Raw genomic sequence first — 18393 nt, forward strand, 5'->3', positions numbered from 1 at the left:
CCTCTCGGGGGAGCGGCTCGGGTCGGGGGTCAGGGGATCTGCTGGCCCTGGCAGAGCGCGGTCTGCGTGGTGGTGAAGGTGTAGACCTGGCTCTGCACCGACGTGCGGCCGTTGTCGGCGGTGAACACGATGGAGCGGTTGCGGGTGACGTTGCGGTTGGTGCCCGTGTCGCAGTTCACCCACTGGTAGCCGTCGCTGTAGGTGAGCGTCAGCGAGGTCTCCCCGCACGGGATCGTGCCGCTCTCGGAGTCCGCCGTGTAGGTGCAGGTGCCGGTGAACGCCGCCCAGTCCGCCGCCGGGGCGAGGGTGAGGGTGACGTCGCCGATCCCCTCGTAGGTGAGGTTGCCGCCGCTCTCGCCGGTCACGTGCTGGTTGCCGGCCGCGGGGAGGCGGGGCGCGCTGGCCACGCTCTCGCCGATGACGGCATCGGCGGCGTCCCCCTCGCCCTGGGCGTTGAGGGCGCTCACGCGCACGGTGGTGCGGCCGGCGTCGCACTCCTCGCCGCCCGTGTCGGCGCAGGGGACCGCCCAGGAAGCGGTGCGGGCGTCGGCCGGGAGGTCCTGCGTCTGGGTGGTCTGCGGGTTGCCGCCGGTGAAGACGACGCGGTAGCCGGTGACGGGCGAGCCGTTGTCGGGCGCGGCCTGCCACGAGGCGGTGGCCGGGACGATGCCGGCGGTGTGGGGACCGGTGCCGACCGAGCCGCTGAGACCGCCCGGCGTGCCGGGCCGCGTGCTGGCGGTGACGGTGGCCGAGGGGGCCGAGGCGGCCCGACGGTCGCCGTCGACGGCGGTCACCACGAACTGCGCCGGCTGGCCTACCGGGATGGTGAGGCGGGCGGACCGGTCGGCCGGCCCCGACCGCGTGTAGATGCTGTCGGAGCCGACCACCGTGATGTCGAAGCCGGTCGCGGCCGGGCCGGCGTGCTGCCAGGTGACCACGGCCGTGGTGCCCTCCAGCGTCGCGGTGACGGCGGTCGGGGCCTGGAGCTCCGCCGGCTGCTCGCTCGGCGGTGGCTCGGTCGGGTTCGTGGGGTTGCCCGGCGTGCCCGGAGTGCCCGGGTCGCTCGGGGGCGGGGTGCCGCCACCTCCGGGCGGGACGGTGCTTGGCGGGCCGACGGGCGGCACGGTCGGTCCGCCGGTGGGCGGGCTCGTCGGCACCGTCGGAGCCGTCGGTGCGGTGGGCGCCGAGGCCCCCGTCGGTGGCGTCCCGTTCGACGGGGGCGTCGTGGCCCCGGTGGGGGGCGTGGTGGCCGGCGGGTCCGGCAGGTCCGCCGGGTCGGGCCGGTCGGCGTCGGCGATGTCGCGCACCTGCTGCGGGGTGGGCGGTGTGCGGCTGCCGGCCAGGCGCGTGGGGGTGACCCGGTCGTCGTACCGCGTGAGGTCGCTGATGCGGCCGTCGGGACGCACGACGAGCCCGGCCTGGGAGCCGGGCACGTTGACGATGAGGTTGCCGTCGTCGACGACCAGCTCGGCGTCGCGCTCACCCGGCACGGGGATGTCGGCCGAGGCCCGGCGCCCGGAGCCGTCGAGCACGACGATCCGGCCGGCGCCGTCGCAGGGCACGTAGACGAGGTCGCGGTGCACGGCCGGCCGGCCCGGCTTGCCGCAGTCGATCGTCGTGAGGTCGACCTCGCGGAGCTCGCCGGCGCCGACGATCACGAGCGTGCCCGTGTCGGGGGAGGCGACCGGCGCGAGGTCGTCCGGGGCGGAGGCCGGGGCCAGCAGGCTGCCGACGAGGGACGGCGCGTCGCCGACGACGTCGTCGCCCGTGCCCACCTGCACCACGATGCCGGCGTCGGGCCCGAAGACGGTGACACCGCGGTCGTGGCCGACGAGCACCGAGCCGTCGCCCGCGTAGTCGACGTCCTCCTCGCTCTCCGTGACGAAGCGGCGCTCGGCGTCGGACCAGCGGAGCTCCACCAGGCGACCGACCTCGTCGATGGCCCAGACCCGGCCCTGGCCGTCGATGGTCGCGTCGGCGAGCCCCTCGGTGGCGACCCAGCGCTCGCCGATCGCGTCGGTGGTCGACGGGTCGATGCGGGAGATCGAGCTGGTCGAGCGGTCGACGAGGAAGGCCGAGCCGTCGTGGAGCAGGAGGTCGGTGGCCCCGCCCGAGGCCACGCGGCGCTGCCCCGAGACGAGCACCGAGGCCAGGTCGACGGAGAACACCTCGCCCGTCGTGCGGTTGGTGACGAAGAGGCGCCCGTCGGCCTGGGAGACCTCGAGGTCCTCACCCGGCGCGCCCACGGCGAGGCGCTTCTCCGGGCGGCCGGTGGCGGGGTTGACCTGGATGATCTCGCCGGACGGGTCGTCCGAGATCCAGGTGAGCCCGTCGGTGATGTCGACGACCGTCCGCGAGAGGCCCTGGCCGAAGGCGAGCCCGGCGACGAGCGAGGCGCCGACGATCGCGACGGAGATCTCGGCGCTGCCGCGCGAGTCGCGTCGACGCTTCCCCCGCAAGCGTCGACGCAGGCGCGCCAGGCGGGACGCGTCGGCCCCGCCGGCCGCGTCGGCCGGCGTGGCCGCTCCGTCCCGAGACTCCGTGGTCATCGCCCGTCCTGTCCCTCGTGCGTCGTGGCCACGAGCTGCGCGACCGTGGCGGAGCCTGCCTCGCACCACAGTCCGCGACCCGGGCCGGTCAGCGGTTCCAACGTCTTCGTCGGCACGGTGACGCCGAAGACGTCGCCCTCGTTCCACTCCGGGTGCAGCAGGAAACCTCGGCGACGCTGCTTGAGCGCCGTGACGAGGCCCGGCAGCATCCCCGGCCTGCGTGCCTCGGCGACGTCCACCGAGACCACGGCGGCGAGCGGACCGCCCGCCGCGTCGAGCAGCTCCAGCAGTCGCGTCCGAGCGGCCTTGTGGGCATCGTCCGTGCAGGCAGCATCCCACCGTTGGACGTCGTCGGCCACGAGCAGCACCCAGGAACCTTCCGTCCCGGCAGGGACGGAGGAGGCCCGCGCGAGGGCCTCCTCGGCCGCCGCGACGGCCTCGAGGAGCGTCTCGGCGCGCACGACCTGCGGCGGGACGTCGGAGCGGGCGGCCAGCTCGACGACGCCCTCGAGGGCACTCGTGCGCCCCGTGCCGGCCCGGCCGGCGACGACCACCGGACCGCCGAGGAGGTCGACGGTCAGCACGCCGACGGCGTCGGCGTCCACGGCGAGCGGGGTGCGGCTGCCCTGGGGCGACGGCAGGGCGTCGGCGGGCAGCCGCGCCGGCATCGGGGGCACGGCGGCCGAGCCCCGGCCGGCCGTGCGGGGCTCGAGCAGCGCCGCGACCTCACGCATCCGCTCGGCCTGCACGGGCGTGCCCGCGCCGCCCGTCGTCGCCACCTGCAGCATCTGCTTGCCCAGCAGGCCGGTGCCCGGGGTCGTCTCGGCGTCGAGCACGTTGCCGGGCGCCCCGAGCATCAGGTAGTCGTCGTTCGTCGTCATCCGCAGGATGATCCGGCGCCCGAACGACGCGGCGATCGAGGTCGGCACGCCCGTGCGCCCGGGAGCGGTCGCGACGACGTGGACGCCGACGCGGCGTCCGTTCTGCAGCACGTTCTGGAGGTGCTCGACGTGGTCACGGGCCAGCCCGCCGGCCTTCTCGAACGCCTCGAGCACGGCGGGCAGGTTGTCGAGCAGCAGGTAGACCCGGGGCAGCACGTGCCCGGCGCGTGCGAGGTCCTCGAGGTCGGCGCACCCGTTCGAGGCGAGGGCCGCCGAGCGGTCGGCCACCGTGCGCTTGAGGAGCCGCACGAGGCGCAGCACGCGACCCAGCTGGGTCTCGCCCACGACGGCCTCGACGGTCGGCAGGTCGGCGATCGCCTGCAGGCCGCCGCCGGCGTAGTCGATCGCGTAGACGTACGGCGCGACGCCGTGCGCGCTCCACGCGTCTCCCACCGACGCGGTGACCGCCGCCGTGCGGAGGAGCTCGGTCTTGCCGGAGCCGGAGGCCCCGTGGACGAGCAGGTGGCCCACGCTGGTGAGGTCGACGTCGAGCCGGGGCTGGCGCTGGTGGGCCGGGTCGTCGATCCCGCCCAGGTGCAGGTGCCCGGACGGCTGCGGGCCCGCCTCGCGGCGGAGCTCGTCGAGGTCGAGGAGCAGCTCGGCGGGCAGCGGCGGGAGCCAGGGCTTCGGCGGGGCGGGGACGCCCGAGCGCCGGAAGGCGGTGACGATCGTCGTGACGCAGCGCTCGAGGTCGGTCCGCGGGTCGAGGCGGGCGTCGGCCGCGGTGTCGGCGCGGGCGGCGCTGGCCGCGCTGAAGGCGTGCACCGTGACCGACGACCCCGTGCCGTCGATGGGCTGCCGGGCGCCCGTCCACGCCGACTGCACGAGCTCGGCGGTGCCGTGGCCGGTGCGGCGAAGCCACGCCCGCCCCGGGGTGCGCCGCGAGATGCGGGCGGCCTCGGGCGAGTCGATGACGTCGCGGGAGTCGTCGGCGGCCGACACGCGCAGCGCGATGCGCAGGTCGGTGTTGGCCCGGATGTTGCCGGTCACCACGCCCGCGGGCCGCTGGGTCGCGAGGAGCACGTGCATGCCGAGCGAGCGGCCGCGCTGGGCGATGTTGACCATGCCGTCGACGAAGTCCGGGACCTCGGCGGTGAGGGCGGCGAACTCGTCGACGCAGATGAGCAGGCTCGGCGGCGCCTTGTCGGGGTGCTCCCGCTCGAGCTGGGTGAGGTCCTTGACGCCGTACTCGCCCAGCAGGTGCTCCCGTGCCGTGATCTCGGCGCCGAGGGACGTGAGCGCCCGCTGCACGAGGGCGGGGGTGAGGTCGGTGATGTAGCCGACCGTGTGGGGCAGGTCGGCGCACTCCCGGAACGCCGCGCCGCCCTTGTAGTCGACGAGCAGGAAGCTGATCCGGTTGACCGGGTTGTTGAGGGCGAGCGAGCAGATCAGCGTCTGCAGCAGCTCCGACTTGCCGGAGCCGGTCGTGCCGGCCACCAGGCCGTGCGGGCCGTCGTCGCGCAGGTCGATGGTGACCGTGCCGTCGACGCCCGCGCCGATCTGGGCGCGCAGCCCGCGGCTCGCCCCCCACCGCCGCAGCACGGCGTCGGTGTCGTCCAGGTCCTCGAGGTCGCCGCTGACCTCGGGCAGCCGCACGACGGCCGGGATCGAGGTGGAGGCGGGGAGCACCGCCGCCTCGTCGACGTACGCCGTCATGGTGCGCGCACTGCGCCACGCGTGCGCGAGGGTGACGGCGTCGGGGGTGTCGATGCGGTCGACGCCCCCGCGGTCGCCGACGTTGACGCTGCCGTCGTCGAGGTCGACGAGCAGGCCGGTGGCCGCCGGCACCTCGGCACGACGGCGGCCCAGCCAGAGCAGGTGGAGGCCCCGCTCGGCCCCGACGGCCGCCACGGCCTCGACCGTGCGGCGGGGGATGCCGGCGTCCTCGTCGATGATGCAGAGCGTGTGGCCGCGGCCCCCGTCCTCGCTCGCGAGGTGGTCGAGCAGGGCCGTCGCCGCGCCGGGCCCGATGGCCACGGGCGGCTCGCCGCCGACGCGCGTGGTGGCGTGGGGCAGCCAGCGGAGCCACGCCTCGTGGTGCGCCCGCCCCCGTCCCAGGCAGGCCGCGACCGTGAGGTCCGCGGGGGAGTGGTCGAAGGCCAGGCGCAGGCTGAGCGCCCGCACGAGGGCGTCGACCGCGTCGACCTCGCCCGTGAGCGCGAGGAGCCCGTGGGCCGTGAGGTCCACGACGACCGGCATGTCGGGGAGGGTCGCGCGGGCGTCGAGCTCGGCCGCCACCTCGCGGCGCAGCGGACGGTCGCCGCCGTCCTTCACGTCGCCGCGCAGCAGGGCCGGCACGGTGCCGATCCCGAGCCGGGTGTGCAGGAACGCCGTGCGGGTCTCGCTGCGCGCCCACAGGTAGGGGTCGCGCTGCGCGGCACGGGTGCGCAGGGTCTCCGCGTCGGGGTAGTCGTCGTGCACCTGCTCCCGCTGCCGGCGGGCCTGGTCGTCGATGAGCGCGAGCATCCCGTCGACGTCGGTCCGCCACTCGGCGGCCTCCTCCTCGAACTGCAGGCGTGCCGCCCGCTGCTGCTGACGCCAGCCGAGGTAGCCGAACACCGGCCACGCCAGCATGTAGACGAGCGCGTACGGCGTCTGCGACCGCGCGAAGATCGCGAGGCCCATGATCATGGGCAGCGCGAGCATCGCCCACGGCAGCGGCGACGGTCGGTTGCGGGTCGGCGGGGACGGTACGTCGAGGGTCTCGTCGAGCAGCGGCTCGCCGAAGCGCGGCGGGCGGAAGACGGAGACGGCCGTGTCGTCGACCGGCACCTCGCCCGGGTCGACCACGACCGTCGTGCGGCCGAGGCGGATCGGGGTGCCCCAGTCCACCTCGCGGCCGGTCGTGACCTGCTCGCCCGCCACGGTGGTGCCGTTGGCCGAGCCCGCGTCGTACACGGTCGGGCGGGTGCCGAGCACCACCCGCACGTGCTGGGTGGAGACCAGCGGGTCGGTCAGGCGCATGGTGCAGGTCGTGCCGCGGCCGACGGTCAGGGCGTTGGAGCGCACCTGGAGGCGCTGGCCCGAGTCGGGCCCGTCGACGACCCGCAGCACCGCACGGGGGCGGGAGGTGCTGCTGTGCCGGTGCAGCCACGAGGCGGGGGCGGTGACGACGTCGAGGAGGTCCCCGGTGCGCAGGCCGCACTCGGTGAGGGCGCGGTCGGCCGGCCACGGGTGCCCGCCGTCGACGGGCACGAGCAGGAGGTGTGCCTGGTGCGGGGCCAGGTGGCGGCCGAAGGCACGCGCGAGGTCGGCGACCGTGGCCTCGGGCTTGGCGTGGACGACCACGTCGACCGAGGGCAGGCCCGACTCGGGCGGGGTGCTCAACGAGAGCGTCCACTGCTGCACGATCGGGCTCCTTGCTCGCGGAGGGCTGCGGCCAAACCTCCCGGTGGGGACGGCCACGAGGACAGACGACGCGGGGGCCGCCGGCACGGAGCCGGCGACCCCCGTCGCGGTGCGGGACGGTGCAGCGTCAGGCCGAGACCTGCTCCTGCTCCTGCGCCTGGTTGTTGATGAGCGTGGAGAAGTCGTTGAGCTGGGCGACGACCTGCGTGAGCATCGCGCGGTACTCCGAGTTCCACGAGGTGCGGGTGCGCTCGGCGTCGGGGCCGACCCACTCGAAGGACTCGAGGGACTGGGTGAGACGAGCCGTGAGCTGCTCGAGCTCGCCGGCGCCCTGCGTGATCTGCTGGGCCGACTGGCGGCCACCCTCGATGTCCATACCCTTCATGGCCATGGCTGTGCTCCTTCGTGTTGGTTGGTGCCGTGCGGCGGATGGTCGTGCTGGGGGTGCTGCGGGTCAGGCTGGTGGTGCGGTTCGTGCGGTCAGTTGCCCATGCGGGAACGGACGTGGGAGGTGGCCTCGGCCGCGGTGATGCGCCCGTCGCCGTTGACGTCGAGCTCGCGGTTCTGGTGGTAGGCCTGCGTGCCCTGGTTGAACATCGTGGTCTCGGGCTCCATCGGCCGGCCGCCGAGGACGCTCGTGTAGACGTTCTCCAGCGAGTCGAGGCGGCCGCGGTGGGGCTCGAAGTAGCGCTCGACGTACTGCAGCTGCTCCGTCGGCGTCATGCGGGACAGCGCCTCGGTGGAGGTGCCGAGCCCGGCCGCGGTGTCGGGCATGAACTGGATGAGACCGGTCGCGCCGCTGCGCGGGTTGACCACGTCGGAGCTGAAGCGCCCGCCGGTCTCGAAGCTCATCGTCGCCAGCAGGTGCTCCGGCTGCGCGCCGACGCGGGCGGCGACGCCCTCGACCTCGCGGAGGAACTCGGGCGTGACGTTCCCGTTGCCGCGGACGCCCTGGATCTGGTTGTAGTCGTAGCCCGTGGGCGACGTGAAGCCCGTGCCCTGCGCGACCTCGAGCGGGTGGTCCGCCCGCCAGGCCTGGTAGGCGGCCTGCGTGTTGGACCCCCAGACGCCGTCGGCGCCGCGGGTGTCGTAGCCCGCCGCGGTCAGCCGCTGCTGCAGCTCGCGGACGTCCTCGCCGCGGCTGCCGCGACCGTTCTCGCCGGCGAGCTTCTCGATCGCCGCGTCGCCGCCCTGCCCGCGACCGGCCAGCGCCGCGCCGCCGAGGCCGAGCGCGGCCGCACCGCCGGCGAGGCCGGCTGCCGCGCCGTACGACGGCTTGTCGCCGGTCGTGGCGACCGAGTCGCCGGTCGGGTTGAGGGCCGCGCTGCCGAGCGAGTCCGCTCCGGGCGTCGTGCCGCCGGTCGGGGTGATGTCCGTGGAGCCCGAGACTGGGGCGCCGGCGGGGATCGAGCCGCTGCCGCCGTCGACGGAGCCGCTGCCCAGGGCGGGAGCGGCGCCGCCGCTGGTCCCGCCCCCGGTGCCGCCGCCCGTGCCCCCGCCGGAGCCGCCGCCGGAGCCGGTCGGCAGCGCGCCGCCGAGCTCGGGCCGGGCGCTGGACGTCGGGGCCGGGGTGGACAGCGCGGAGCCCGTGCTGCTGCCGAGCGAGGGGGTCGCGTAGACCGGCGTCGTCGCGGACGAGGGGGACGCGCCGATCGGGGAGGTCGTGGTGGTCGTCGTGCCCGGGATGGTGACCCCGTCGGCCGTCGTCGTGGTGGTCGACGTCGTCGTGGTCGTCGTGCCCGGCGTGCCCGGGGTGAGCGGCTGCGTCGGGGCGATGGAGCCGCCGTTCCACGACGACAGGGGAGCCTTCGCCTGCTCGGTCTGCAGCGGACTGGTGTAGGTCGGCAGCGTGCTGAAGTCGACGGTCTCGCCGGCGCTCACCTGGTCCTGCGCCTCGGCGTTGGCGCCGAGCACCTGGGCGAACATGCCCAGCGCCATCGAGATCTTCTGCAGCCAGGGGAGGACCTGGGTCTCCAGGAAGGTCGCGTACGCCGCGCTCGCGCCGCCGGTGAAGAAGGACGCCGCCCGCAGCAGCGCGATGAGCGCCTTCACGAACGTGATCACCTGGTCGGTGACCTCCTTGCCCTCCTGGCACTTCTGCTGCGCCTCGCGGAGCTCGTCGGTGTCCGCGCCCCGAGAAAAGCCATCGTCGTCGCCTCCCTTGCTGCCTCGTCGCACGGTCTGCGCCGGCGGTGTCTGCGGTGGGTGTCTGCTGGTGGTGCTGGCCCGGTGTCGCCACCTCGGCACGTCCCGGACGCTAGGGCGGCGCCGGACCCGCGGGGAAGGCCGCGGCGGGTGGAAGGTTCCTCCTGGCGGGCCGCGTCGAGGTGGACGCGATGCTCTGGGTTGCGCCGGCCCGCGCCGAAATAGGACGAGCCGGCACGGGGCGCCGTGCCGGCTCGCTGGTGGTGCTGGTGGTGCTGGTGGGGCAGGGATCAGGAGCTGGCCTCGTCCTGCCGGTCGGCGTGCACGCACAGCACGCGGCCCTGGTCGGACAGGGACTCGGAGGCGGCTGCGGCGCTGGGCGCGAAGGAGCCCGTCCAGTCGCTCTCGAAGCTCGACCGGTCCGGCCCCTGCCAGTTGAGGCCGCTGATCATCGCGCTGATGCTGGAGACGACACCGGCGACCTGGCCGGCGTGCTCGCCCATGTTCTGGCCGACCGAGCGGGCGTACTCGGTGTCCATGCCCTGCATGCTGCTGCTCATGGCTCCTCCTCTGCGTCGGGTGGGCGCGGCCGGGACCGCGCGCGGTGCTGCCCGAGGCTAGGGACGAGGAGCGCGGGGCGCCTAGGCCCGCGGGGGTGGAACGTTCCGGCGCGCGGCGGCCCGCTCGGCCTCGTCGAGGTCGTCCGTCGTCACCAGCCGGATCTCCGCGGTGCGCCGGCCGATCGCGAACCGCACGTTCTGTGCCCGCCCGCTGCCCGCGCGGAACGGGTCGTCCTTGGGCCCGAAGGCCAGGGCCGAGATGGAGCGGATGGCGTCGTCGACGCGCTGCGCCCGCTCGAGGTTCCAGGCGTAGCCGTGCCAGTACAGGATCCGCTCGTAGATCTCGCGGTTCGACGGCGGCCGGGGGTAGTCGTCGGTGCCGGAGAGCCACGGCTCGGCGAGGGCGAGCGCGACGTACCACTCCCGGCTGTGCCGCGGCAGCATCGGCGCGGGCGCGGTGGCCCCGTCGTCCGCGTCGTCGGCGTCCGGACGGGGCCGGGCGACCACCGGGCCGCTGCCGCTCGGGGTGACCTCGATGCTGACGGACAGGTCGTCGTAGGTGTCCCCGGCGAGCCGGCCGCGCATGACGACGAGCTGGTTCTCGCCCTCGTCGAGGAGCAGGGACATGCCCTCGGTGACCGTCACGCGCCGGGCGCCGCCGGGCGCGTCGAAGAGGCTGGAGACCTGGGTCTCCCCGGACCCGTGCCACCGGAGGCGGGCGATCTCCTCGCCCACGATGAGCTCGCCGAGCACGCGGGAGACGTGGGGGGCGCAGCGGGGGAGGGCGATCGCGGTGATTCGCAGGGCGTTCTCGGGGCTCTCCTCCGGTACGGCGCGGTCGGGCGACCGTCCGAAGAACAGGGTCTCGCCGGACCCCAGCGTCACTGTCGGCAGGCCGGCCCCCCGCAACGTCACCCGCAGCATGGGCCGATCCAACCACACGGTCCGACGCCCGCACCGTGGTCGAGACGACACCAGTCAGTGAACATTTGTCCACTGAGATGGTTGACCGACGCCGCCCGTCGGCGGAGGCTGGAGGGCATGCCCGTCACGTCCCCCGTGCCCGCCCCGTCGACCGGCTCGCCGGCCGACCCGTCCCCGGTCGCCGCCGACCCGGGGGTGCTCGACGCGCTGACGCTGCTGCTCGAGGTCACCGACGAGCTCGTCGTGCGCAGCGTCCGCGACACCCACCGCGCCGTCGCCGCGCGGGTCGGCGCCCTCGTGCGCGCCACGACCCTGGGCGCGGGTGGCGGGCCCGTCCGGGCGCACGACCTCGTCGCCGCGGGCGTGTACGGCGCGATCGGCCGCTCGCTGCGCGGAGCCGCCCGCGGGACCGGTGCCCTGGCCGCGCGTGGCACCGGACCGGGCCTCGACGAGCGCGGCGTGGGCCGTCAGCTCCGCGCGGCGGTCAACGGGCTCATCGGTGACCGTCTGGACACCGAGCAGCGCGCGCTGGCGATCCGGATGGCGCCGCGGGTCGGTGGCCGCGACGTGGCGGTGACCCGGTCGGGGCTCGCCGCGGCGTACCCGGGTGCGACGCCGCGCGTCGCCGTCCTGCTGCACGGCCTCGGCGAGAGCGACGAGGTGTGGCGTCTGGGGCGTGCGGAGCGGGGGTCGACCTACCCCGAGGACCTCGAGGCCGCCGGCTGGACCCCCGTCGTGCTGCGGATGAACTCCGGGCTCGGGCTGCGTCCCAACGGCGTCGCGCTGGCCTCGCTCCTCGACCGGCTCGTCACGGCGTGGCCGACGGACGTCGAGCGGATCGCCCTCGTCGGCCACTCGATGGGCGGGCTCGTGATGCGGGCCGCGGCGGCGGTCGTGCCGGCGCCGGCGGGGCCGGTGTGGAGCGCCGCGGGCGACCGGCCGTGGGCCGAGCGCGTGAGCGACGTGGTCACCCTCGGCACGCCGCACCGCGGGGCGCCGCTCGCCGCGCTCGTCGGGCGGGGCAGCTCGCTGCTGGGTGTGCTGGAGGAGAGCGCCGCGTTCGGACGGATCCTCGACGAGCGCTCCGTGGGCGTGCGGGACCTGGTGGAGGGCCTGGGCCACGACGTGCCGCCGCTGCCCCATGCGCGCTACCGGCTCGTGTCGGGCACGGTCTCGCGCTCGCCACGGCACCCGGTCGGCACGGTGCTGGGCGACCTCCTGGTGCGCGAGGCCTCGGCGTACGGGCGGCGGGGCCGGTCGTGGGACGACCTGTTCGCGGACGTGGAGGCCGAGACGCTGCACGTCGGTGGCGCGGGGCACTTCGCGCTGCTCAACCACCCCGAGGTGGCCGACCGGCTGCTGCGTTGGCTCTCCTGATCAGGGCGCGGGCGGGGCGCCTGATCGCTCTCGGCGAACCGAATCCGCTGTCGGCGAACAGGGGCCGGATCGCCGTGGAACTGTCCGCGGTTCGGGCTAGTGTCGCGACCGTGAACCCGAACCCACAGATGAACGGTGCCGCGGGATTCAACCCGCTCGACGACCACATCTACTCCCGGCTGCTCCGCGAGCGGATCGTCTTCCTCGGCTCGGAGGTGCGCGACCAGAACGCCAACGCGATCTGCGCCCAGCTGCTCCTGCTCTCGGCCGAGGACCCGGAGGCGGACATCTTCCTCCACATCAACTCGCCGGGTGGATCGGTCGACGCCGGCATGGCGATCTACGACACGATGAACTACATCCCCAACGACGTCGCGACGGTCGGCATGGGCCTCGCCGCGTCGATGGGCCAGTTCCTGCTCTGCGCCGGCGCGAAGGGCAAGCGCTACGCGCTGCCCCACGCGCGGATCATGATGCACCAGCCCTCCTCGGGCATGGGTGGCTCGGCCTCCGACATCAAGATCCAGGCGCAGCAGTCGCTGCACATCAAGAAGGTGCTGCTCGAGCTCATCTCGGAGCACACCGGCCAGAGCATCGAGCAGGTCACCAACGACGCCGACCGCGACCGCTGGTTCACCGCGGCCGAGGCGAAGGACTACGGCCTGGTGGACAACGTGATCACCAGCGCCCGCGAGGCCGCCGACCAGGGCCGCCCGGCCCACCAGAACGACTGAGGGAAGGGCGCGACATGAACTACTACATCCCGCAGTGGGAGGAGCGGACCTCCTACGGGTTCCGCCGCATCGACCCCTACGGCAAGCTCTTCGAGGACCGCATCATCTTTCTCGGCACGCCGATCTCCGACGACGTGGCCAACGCCGTCATGGCGCAGCTGCTCTGCCTCGAGTCGATGAACCCCGACCAGGACATCAGCATCTACATCAACAGCCCCGGCGGCTCGTTCACGGCGCTGACGGCGATCTACGACACGATGCGCTTCATCAAGCCCGACGTGCAGACGGTGTGCCTCGGGCAGGCGGCCTCGGCGGCGGCGATCCTGCTGGCGGCCGGTGCGCCCGGGAAGCGGATGGCGCTGCCCAACAGCCGCATCCTCATCCACCAGCCCTACACGGAGGGCACGTTCGGCCAGACCTCGGACATCGAGATCCAGGCCAACGAGATCCTCCGGATGCGGGAGCTGCTGGAGACGATGATCGCGGAGCACTCGGGCAAGGACCGCGACGAGGTCAGCCGCGACATCGAGCGCGACAAGATCCTGACGGCGGAGGCGGCGGTGGAGTACGGGCTGGTCGACGCCGTGCTCGACTCCCGCAAGACCGCGCTCCTCGCCTGAGGTCGATCCCGGCCGACGGCCCGGAGCGGTGCCCCGTGTCGGGCCTCCTGGAGGTCCGACACGGGGTACCGTCGCAGGGTCCAACGAGCGTCCGCCGCCGGCGGGTCGTTCTGACGCAGACCGCACGACCGCACGACTTGCCGACGCCTCCCGCGTCGGACGACCGGAGGATGATCACCCGTGGCACGCATCGGTGACGGAGGAGACCTGCTGAAGTGCTCCTTCTGCGGGAAGAGCCAGAAGCAGGTGCAGAAGCTGATCGCCGGTCCCGGCGTGTACATCTGCACGGAGTGCATCGAGCTCTGCAACGAGATCATCGAGGAGGAGCTCGGCGAGGGCACCGAGGTCGGTCTCGACGAGCTGCCGAAGCCGCGCGAGATCTTCGAGTTCCTCAACTCCTACGTGATCGGCCAGGAGCAGGCGAAGAAGTCGCTCGCTGTCGCGGTCTACAACCACTACAAGCGGGTGCAGGCCACCCCCAACACCTCGGGTCGCCACAGCCGCGACGAGCAGGTCGAGGTCGCCAAGTCGAACATCCTCGTGGTGGGTCCGACCGGCTGCGGCAAGACCTACCTGGCGCAGACGCTGGCCCGCATGCTCAACGTCCCGTTCGCGATCGCGGACGCCACGGCGCTGACCGAGGCGGGCTACGTCGGCGAGGACGTCGAGAACATCCTCCTCAAGCTGATCCAGGCCGCCGACTACGACGTCAAGAAGGCCGAGACCGGGATCATCTACATCGACGAGATCGACAAGGTGGCCCGCAAGGCGGAGAACCCGTCGATCACGCGCGACGTCTCGGGCGAGGGCGTGCAGCAGGCCCTGCTGAAGATCCTCGAGGGCACGACCGCCTCGGTGCCGCCGCAGGGTGGCCGCAAGCACCCCCACCAGGAGTTCATCCAGATCGACACGACGAACATCCTGTTCATCGTGGGCGGGGCGTTCGCCGGGCTCGAGCACATCATCGAGCAGCGCGTCGGCAAGAAGTCGCTCGGCTTCACCGCCGAGGTGCGCGGCGAGGAGGAGCGGGAGGCCGAGGACCTGCTGTCCCGCGTCCGCCCGGAGGACCTGACGAAGTTCGGGCTCATCCCCGAGTTCATCGGTCGCCTGCCGCTCATCGCCAGCGTCCGCAAGCTCGACCGCGAGGCCCTCGTGCAGATCCTCACGGAGCCGCGCAACGCCCTCGTGAAGCAGTACCAGAAGCTCTTCGAGCTCGACGGCGTCGAGCTCGAGTTCACCGACGAGGCCGTCGACGGCATCGCCGACAAGGCGCTCGAGCGGGGCACCGGTGCGCGCGGCCTCCGCGCGATCATCGAGGAGACCCTGCTGCACGCCATGTACGACGTGCCCTCCCGCGGTGACGTGGCCACCGTGGTCGTGACGGGCGAGGCTGTGGCGGGCGACGTCCCGCCCACGCTGGTGCTCCGCGAGCCCGAGGCCAAGAAGAAGAAGTCCGCCTGACCGACGGGGGCCAGCCCCCGACCGTCGAAGCCCCGGCCCCCACGAGGGGGACCGGGGCTTCGTCGTACGCCGGGGTGGGTGGCGCTCGGGTGTCGTAGTCCCTGACGTTCCGCACCGTGTTGCCGCACCGTCGCGGCGTGTCGAGTGCAAAACGTCAGGGACTATCGACTATCCCCCGCAGGGGGAAGGGGGTCAGGCCTGGGGCTGCTCCTCGACGGGGGCGAGCTCGGCGGTGACGGTCAGCTCGGACGCGTCGGCCGGCACGAAGACGAGGTCGCCCGTGATGGCCCCGGCGGCGCGCAGGTCGGCGGCGGCGGCCTCGGCGGCCAGCACCTCGGCCTCCGGACCCGTGACCTCGGCCCGCGTGACCGGCGTGCGCATCTTGACCTTCGCCTGCGACTTCGCGCCGCGGACGCCGGCGAGCGCCCGGGAGACGGCCCGCAGCGTGAGCGGCGAGGCCGCGGCGGCGGAGCCCAGGTCGGCCTCGACGGGCCAGTCGGCGTGGTGGATCGAGCCCTCCTGCCACCACGACCAGACCTCCTCGGTCACGTAGGGCAGGAAGGGCGCCAGGAGGCGCAGCTGCACGTGCAGCGCGATCGCCAGGGTCGCCTTCGCGGAGGCGGCGCCGGCGCCCTCGCCGTACGCCCGCTCCTTGACGAGCTCGAGGTAGTCGTCGCAGAACTCCCAGAACGTCTTCTCGACGGTCTCGAGCGCGGTCGTGTAGTCGTACGCCGCGAACGCGTCGCTCGCCTTGTCGACGGTCTCGCGGAGGAGGCCGAGCATCGCGCAGTCGACGGCCTCGGAGACCTCGAAGCGGTGGAGCTCGCTCGCCCCGACGCTGCCGAGCACGAACTTCGACGCGTTGAGCACCTTCATCGCGAGGCGCCGCCCGACCTTCATCTGCGTCTCGTCGAAGGCCGAGTCGAGGCCCGGGCGCGCCATGGCGGCACGCCAGCGGACGGCGTCCGCGCCGTACTTGTCGAGGATCTCCGTCGGGACGACGACGTTGCCCTTCGACTTCGACATCTTCTTGCGGTCGGGGTCGAGCACCCAGCCCGAGAGCAGCGCGTGGTGCCAGGGGGCGACGCCCGACTCGTAGTGCGCCCGCACCACGCGGCTGAACAGCCAGGTGCGGATGATGTCGTGCCCCTGGGTGCAGAGGTCCATGGGGAAGACCCGGGCGAACAGGTCGGGGTCGGACTCCCAGCCGCCCGCGATCTGCGGCGTCAGCGACGAGGTCGCCCACGTGTCCATGACGTCGGGGTCGCCGATGAAGCCGCCGGGCACGCCGCGCTGCGCCTCGTCGTACCCCCGCGGGGCGTCGGTCGACGGGTCGACCGGCAGCTCTGCCTCGCTGGCCACGATCGGGTGCGCGTAGTCGGGCTCGCCGTCGGCGTCGAGGGCGTACCAGACCGGGAACGGGATGCCGAAGAAGCGCTGGCGCGAGACGAGCCAGTCGCCGTTGAGGCCACCGACCCAGTTGTCGTAGCGGTGCTTCATGTGGGCCGGGACCCAGGTGATCTGCTCGGAGCGGGCGAGCAGGTCCTTGCGGAGGCCGGCGTCGCGGCCGCCGTTGCGGATGTACCACTGCCGCGTCGCGACGATCTCGAGCGGCTTGTCGCCCTTCTCGTAGAAGTTCGCCATGCGCTGCGTGGGCTTCGGCTCGCCGTCGAGGTCGCCGGTCTCGCGCAGCTTCGCCACCGTCGCCTCGCGCGCCGAGTGGACGGTCTTGCCGGCGAGCTCGTCGTACGTCGCGCGGGCCGCGTCGGTGGGGAGCCACTCGGGGGTCTCCCGCACGAAGCGGCCGTCGCGGCCGATGACGGTGCGCACGGGGAGCTGCAGCTCGCGCCACCACTGCACGTCGGTGAGGTCGCCGAAGGTGCAGCACATCGCGATGCCCGCGCCCTTGTCGGGCTCGGCCGCCGGGTGGGGGAGCACCGGGATCTCGACGCCGAAGACGGGCGAGGTGACGGTGGTGCCGAAGAGGTGCTGGTAGCGCGCGTCGTCGGGGTGCGCGATGAGCGCGACGGCGCTGACGATGAGCTCCGGGCGCGTCGTCTCGACGTACACGGCCTCGCCGGGGGTCCCGTCGGTCGAGGGGCGGCGGTAGGCGACGCGGTGGTAGGCACCGGGGTACTCCCGCGCCTCCAGCTCGGCCTGCGCGACCGCGGTCTGGAACGTGACGTCCCAGAGCGTGGGCGCCTCCTGCAGGTACGCCTCGCCGCGGGCCAGGTTGCGCAGGAACGCCCGCTGGCTGACGGTCTGCGCGCCGGTGCCGATCGTCGTGTACTGCTGCGACCAGTCGACGGACAGGCCGAGGGTGCGCCACAGCGACTCGAAGACCTTCTCGTCCTCCTCCACCAGCGTCGCGCAGAGCTCGATGAAGTTGGGCCGGCTGATCGGCACCTGCTTCTTCGGGTCGGGCTTCTCCGGCGGCGTGAAGTCGGGGTCGTAGGGCAGCGACGGGTCGCAGCGCACGCCGAAGTAGTTCTGCACGCGGCGCTCGGTGGGCAGGCCGTTGTCGTCCCAGCCCATCGGGTAGAAGACCGACTTGCCCTGCATGCGCTGGTAGCGCGCGACGACGTCGGTGTGCGTGTAGGAGAAGACGTGGCCGACGTGCAACGAGCCCGACACGGTCGGGGGCGGCGTGTCGATCGAGTAGACGTTCTCGCGCGGCTGCGTGCGGTCGAAGGCGTAGGTGTCCTGCTCCTTCCACGCCTGCGACCACTTGGCCTCCAGCCCCTCGAGGGCCGGCTTGTCCGGTACGCGGAGGGCCGTCGTCTCCGACGTCTCCGGGGACTGCTCGGCGGCGGGGGTCTCGGTCATGGGGGAATGTTACGAAAGCGGTCACACCTCGTTGCACCCGCGTCTGCCCTGCTCGCGTCGCGTGTCGCGCCGTGGCCGGGGTGCGGGTCCGCGCACCGGTGCCGGTGTGGAGCACGTCGCTACCGTCGAGGTCACCCGTTCGACGACCCCCGACGACCAGGAGGCACCCTCCCCATGACCAAGCTCGCGATCATCTACTACTCGTCCACCGGCACCGTCGACGCCATGGCGCGGCGCCTCGCGGCGACGGCCGAGGCCGCCGGCGACGTCGAGGTGCGCCTGCGCCACGTCGCCGAGATCGCCCCGCAGGAGGCGATCGACAGCCAGGACGCGTGGAAGCAGCACCGCGCCGATGTCGCCGACGAGCCCGTCGCGACGCCCGACGACCTCGACTGGGCCGACGTCGCGCTCTTCGGCTCGCCGACCCGCTACGGCCACGTGACCAGCCAGCTGCAGGCCTTCATCGACACGCTCGGCCCGCTGTGGGCGCAGGGCAAGCTGGCCGACAAGGTCTACGCCGGCTTCACCGCCAGCCAGACCCACCACGGCGGGCAGGAGTCGACCCTCCTCAACCTCTACACGTCGTTCTTCCACTTCGGCGGCATCGTCGTGGCGCCCGGCTACACCGACCCGGTGAAGTTCGCCGACGGCAACCCGTACGGCGCGGCGAAGGTCACCGGCGCGACGACCGAGCTCGACGAGAACGACCTGGCGTCGCTCGACCACCTCGTCAACCGCACCCTCGCCATCTCCCGCCGCCTCGAGGCGGGCGGCAACGGCGCGAGCCGCGACAACGCCTGACCCGTCCCCGCAGCAGCTGCACGACCCCGACCGCCCACCCTCCCCGAGCCCGGGGAGGGTGGGCGGCGTCGATCCGGGCGCCGGACGCCGTCCGCCCTAGACTGGCG

Annotated in this window: 12 protein-coding genes; 5 read left to right on the forward strand and 7 right to left on the reverse strand. The window is 73.7% G+C overall.

The features are described 5' to 3' along the window. Positions 1-29: 29 nt before the first annotated feature. The 6 genes from QE405_RS01580 to QE405_RS01605 all read right to left on the reverse strand — a co-directional run bounded on the left by QE405_RS01580 (position 30) and on the right by QE405_RS01605 (position 10467). Positions 30-2549, reverse strand: a complete 2520-nt coding sequence (locus tag QE405_RS01580; protein WP_307198477.1) for a hypothetical protein — start codon at positions 2547-2549, stop codon at positions 30-32. Then, positions 2546-6838 (reverse strand): FtsK/SpoIIIE domain-containing protein, encoded by a 4293-nt coding sequence (locus tag QE405_RS01585; RefSeq protein WP_307198478.1) that lies wholly within the window; start codon positions 6836-6838, stop codon positions 2546-2548. The genes QE405_RS01580 and QE405_RS01585 overlap by 4 nt, the downstream gene beginning before the upstream one ends. Positions 6839-6965: 127 nt before the next feature. After that, positions 6966-7229 carry a hypothetical protein gene (locus QE405_RS01590; RefSeq protein WP_163774130.1) on the reverse strand — a complete coding sequence of 88 codons (264 nt, stop codon included), beginning with the start codon at positions 7227-7229 and terminating at the stop codon, positions 6966-6968. A gap of 89 nt (positions 7230-7318) precedes the next feature. Continuing rightward, positions 7319-9016 (reverse strand): peptidoglycan-binding domain-containing protein, encoded by a 1698-nt coding sequence (locus tag QE405_RS01595; RefSeq protein WP_307198479.1) that lies wholly within the window; start codon positions 9014-9016, stop codon positions 7319-7321. Positions 9017-9273: 257 nt separating this feature from the next. Then, positions 9274-9543 carry a hypothetical protein gene (locus tag QE405_RS01600; RefSeq protein WP_163774132.1) on the reverse strand — a complete coding sequence of 90 codons (270 nt, stop codon included), beginning with the start codon at positions 9541-9543 and terminating at the stop codon, positions 9274-9276. A gap of 81 nt (positions 9544-9624) precedes the next feature. Next, positions 9625-10467: a hypothetical protein gene (locus QE405_RS01605; protein ID WP_307198480.1), complete on the reverse strand. Its 843-nt coding sequence runs from the start codon at positions 10465-10467 to the stop codon at positions 9625-9627. A 117-nt stretch (positions 10468-10584) separates the two neighbouring features. Here QE405_RS01605 and QE405_RS01610 point away from each other — a divergent pair, with 117 nt between their 5' ends. The 4 genes from QE405_RS01610 (at position 10585) to clpX (ending at position 14659) form a co-directional block, all read left to right on the forward strand. Beyond that, positions 10585-11844: an esterase/lipase family protein gene (locus QE405_RS01610; protein ID WP_307198481.1), complete on the forward strand. Its 1260-nt coding sequence runs from the start codon at positions 10585-10587 to the stop codon at positions 11842-11844. Positions 11845-11972: 128 nt separating this feature from the next. Continuing rightward, the gene (locus QE405_RS01615; protein ID WP_163774160.1) at positions 11973-12578 is read left to right on the forward strand and encodes an ATP-dependent Clp protease proteolytic subunit; all 606 of its coding nucleotides are present in this window, start codon (positions 11973-11975) and stop codon (positions 12576-12578) included. Positions 12579-12592: 14 nt separating this feature from the next. Further along, positions 12593-13198, forward strand: coding sequence for an ATP-dependent Clp protease proteolytic subunit (locus tag QE405_RS01620; protein ID WP_163774135.1), 606 nt, complete (start codon positions 12593-12595; stop codon positions 13196-13198). 180 nt (positions 13199-13378) lie between these two features. After that, positions 13379-14659, forward strand: coding sequence for an ATP-dependent Clp protease ATP-binding subunit ClpX (gene clpX / locus QE405_RS01625; RefSeq protein ID WP_307198482.1), 1281 nt, complete (start codon positions 13379-13381; stop codon positions 14657-14659). A gap of 192 nt (positions 14660-14851) precedes the next feature. Here the strand turns inward: clpX and valS are convergent, their stop codons facing one another. Then, positions 14852-17485 carry a valine--tRNA ligase gene (valS, locus tag QE405_RS01630; RefSeq protein WP_307198483.1) on the reverse strand — a complete coding sequence of 878 codons (2634 nt, stop codon included), beginning with the start codon at positions 17483-17485 and terminating at the stop codon, positions 14852-14854. 174 nt (positions 17486-17659) lie between these two features. Between valS and wrbA the strand changes: the two genes are divergently transcribed. Next, the gene (wrbA, locus tag QE405_RS01635) at positions 17660-18286 is read left to right on the forward strand and encodes an NAD(P)H:quinone oxidoreductase (protein ID WP_307198484.1); all 627 of its coding nucleotides are present in this window, start codon (positions 17660-17662) and stop codon (positions 18284-18286) included. Positions 18287-18393 lie beyond the last annotated feature (107 nt).

This window comes from Nocardioides zeae (assembly GCF_030818655.1).
GTDB classification, from domain to species: Bacteria; Actinomycetota; Actinomycetes; order Propionibacteriales; family Nocardioidaceae; genus Nocardioides; species Nocardioides zeae_A.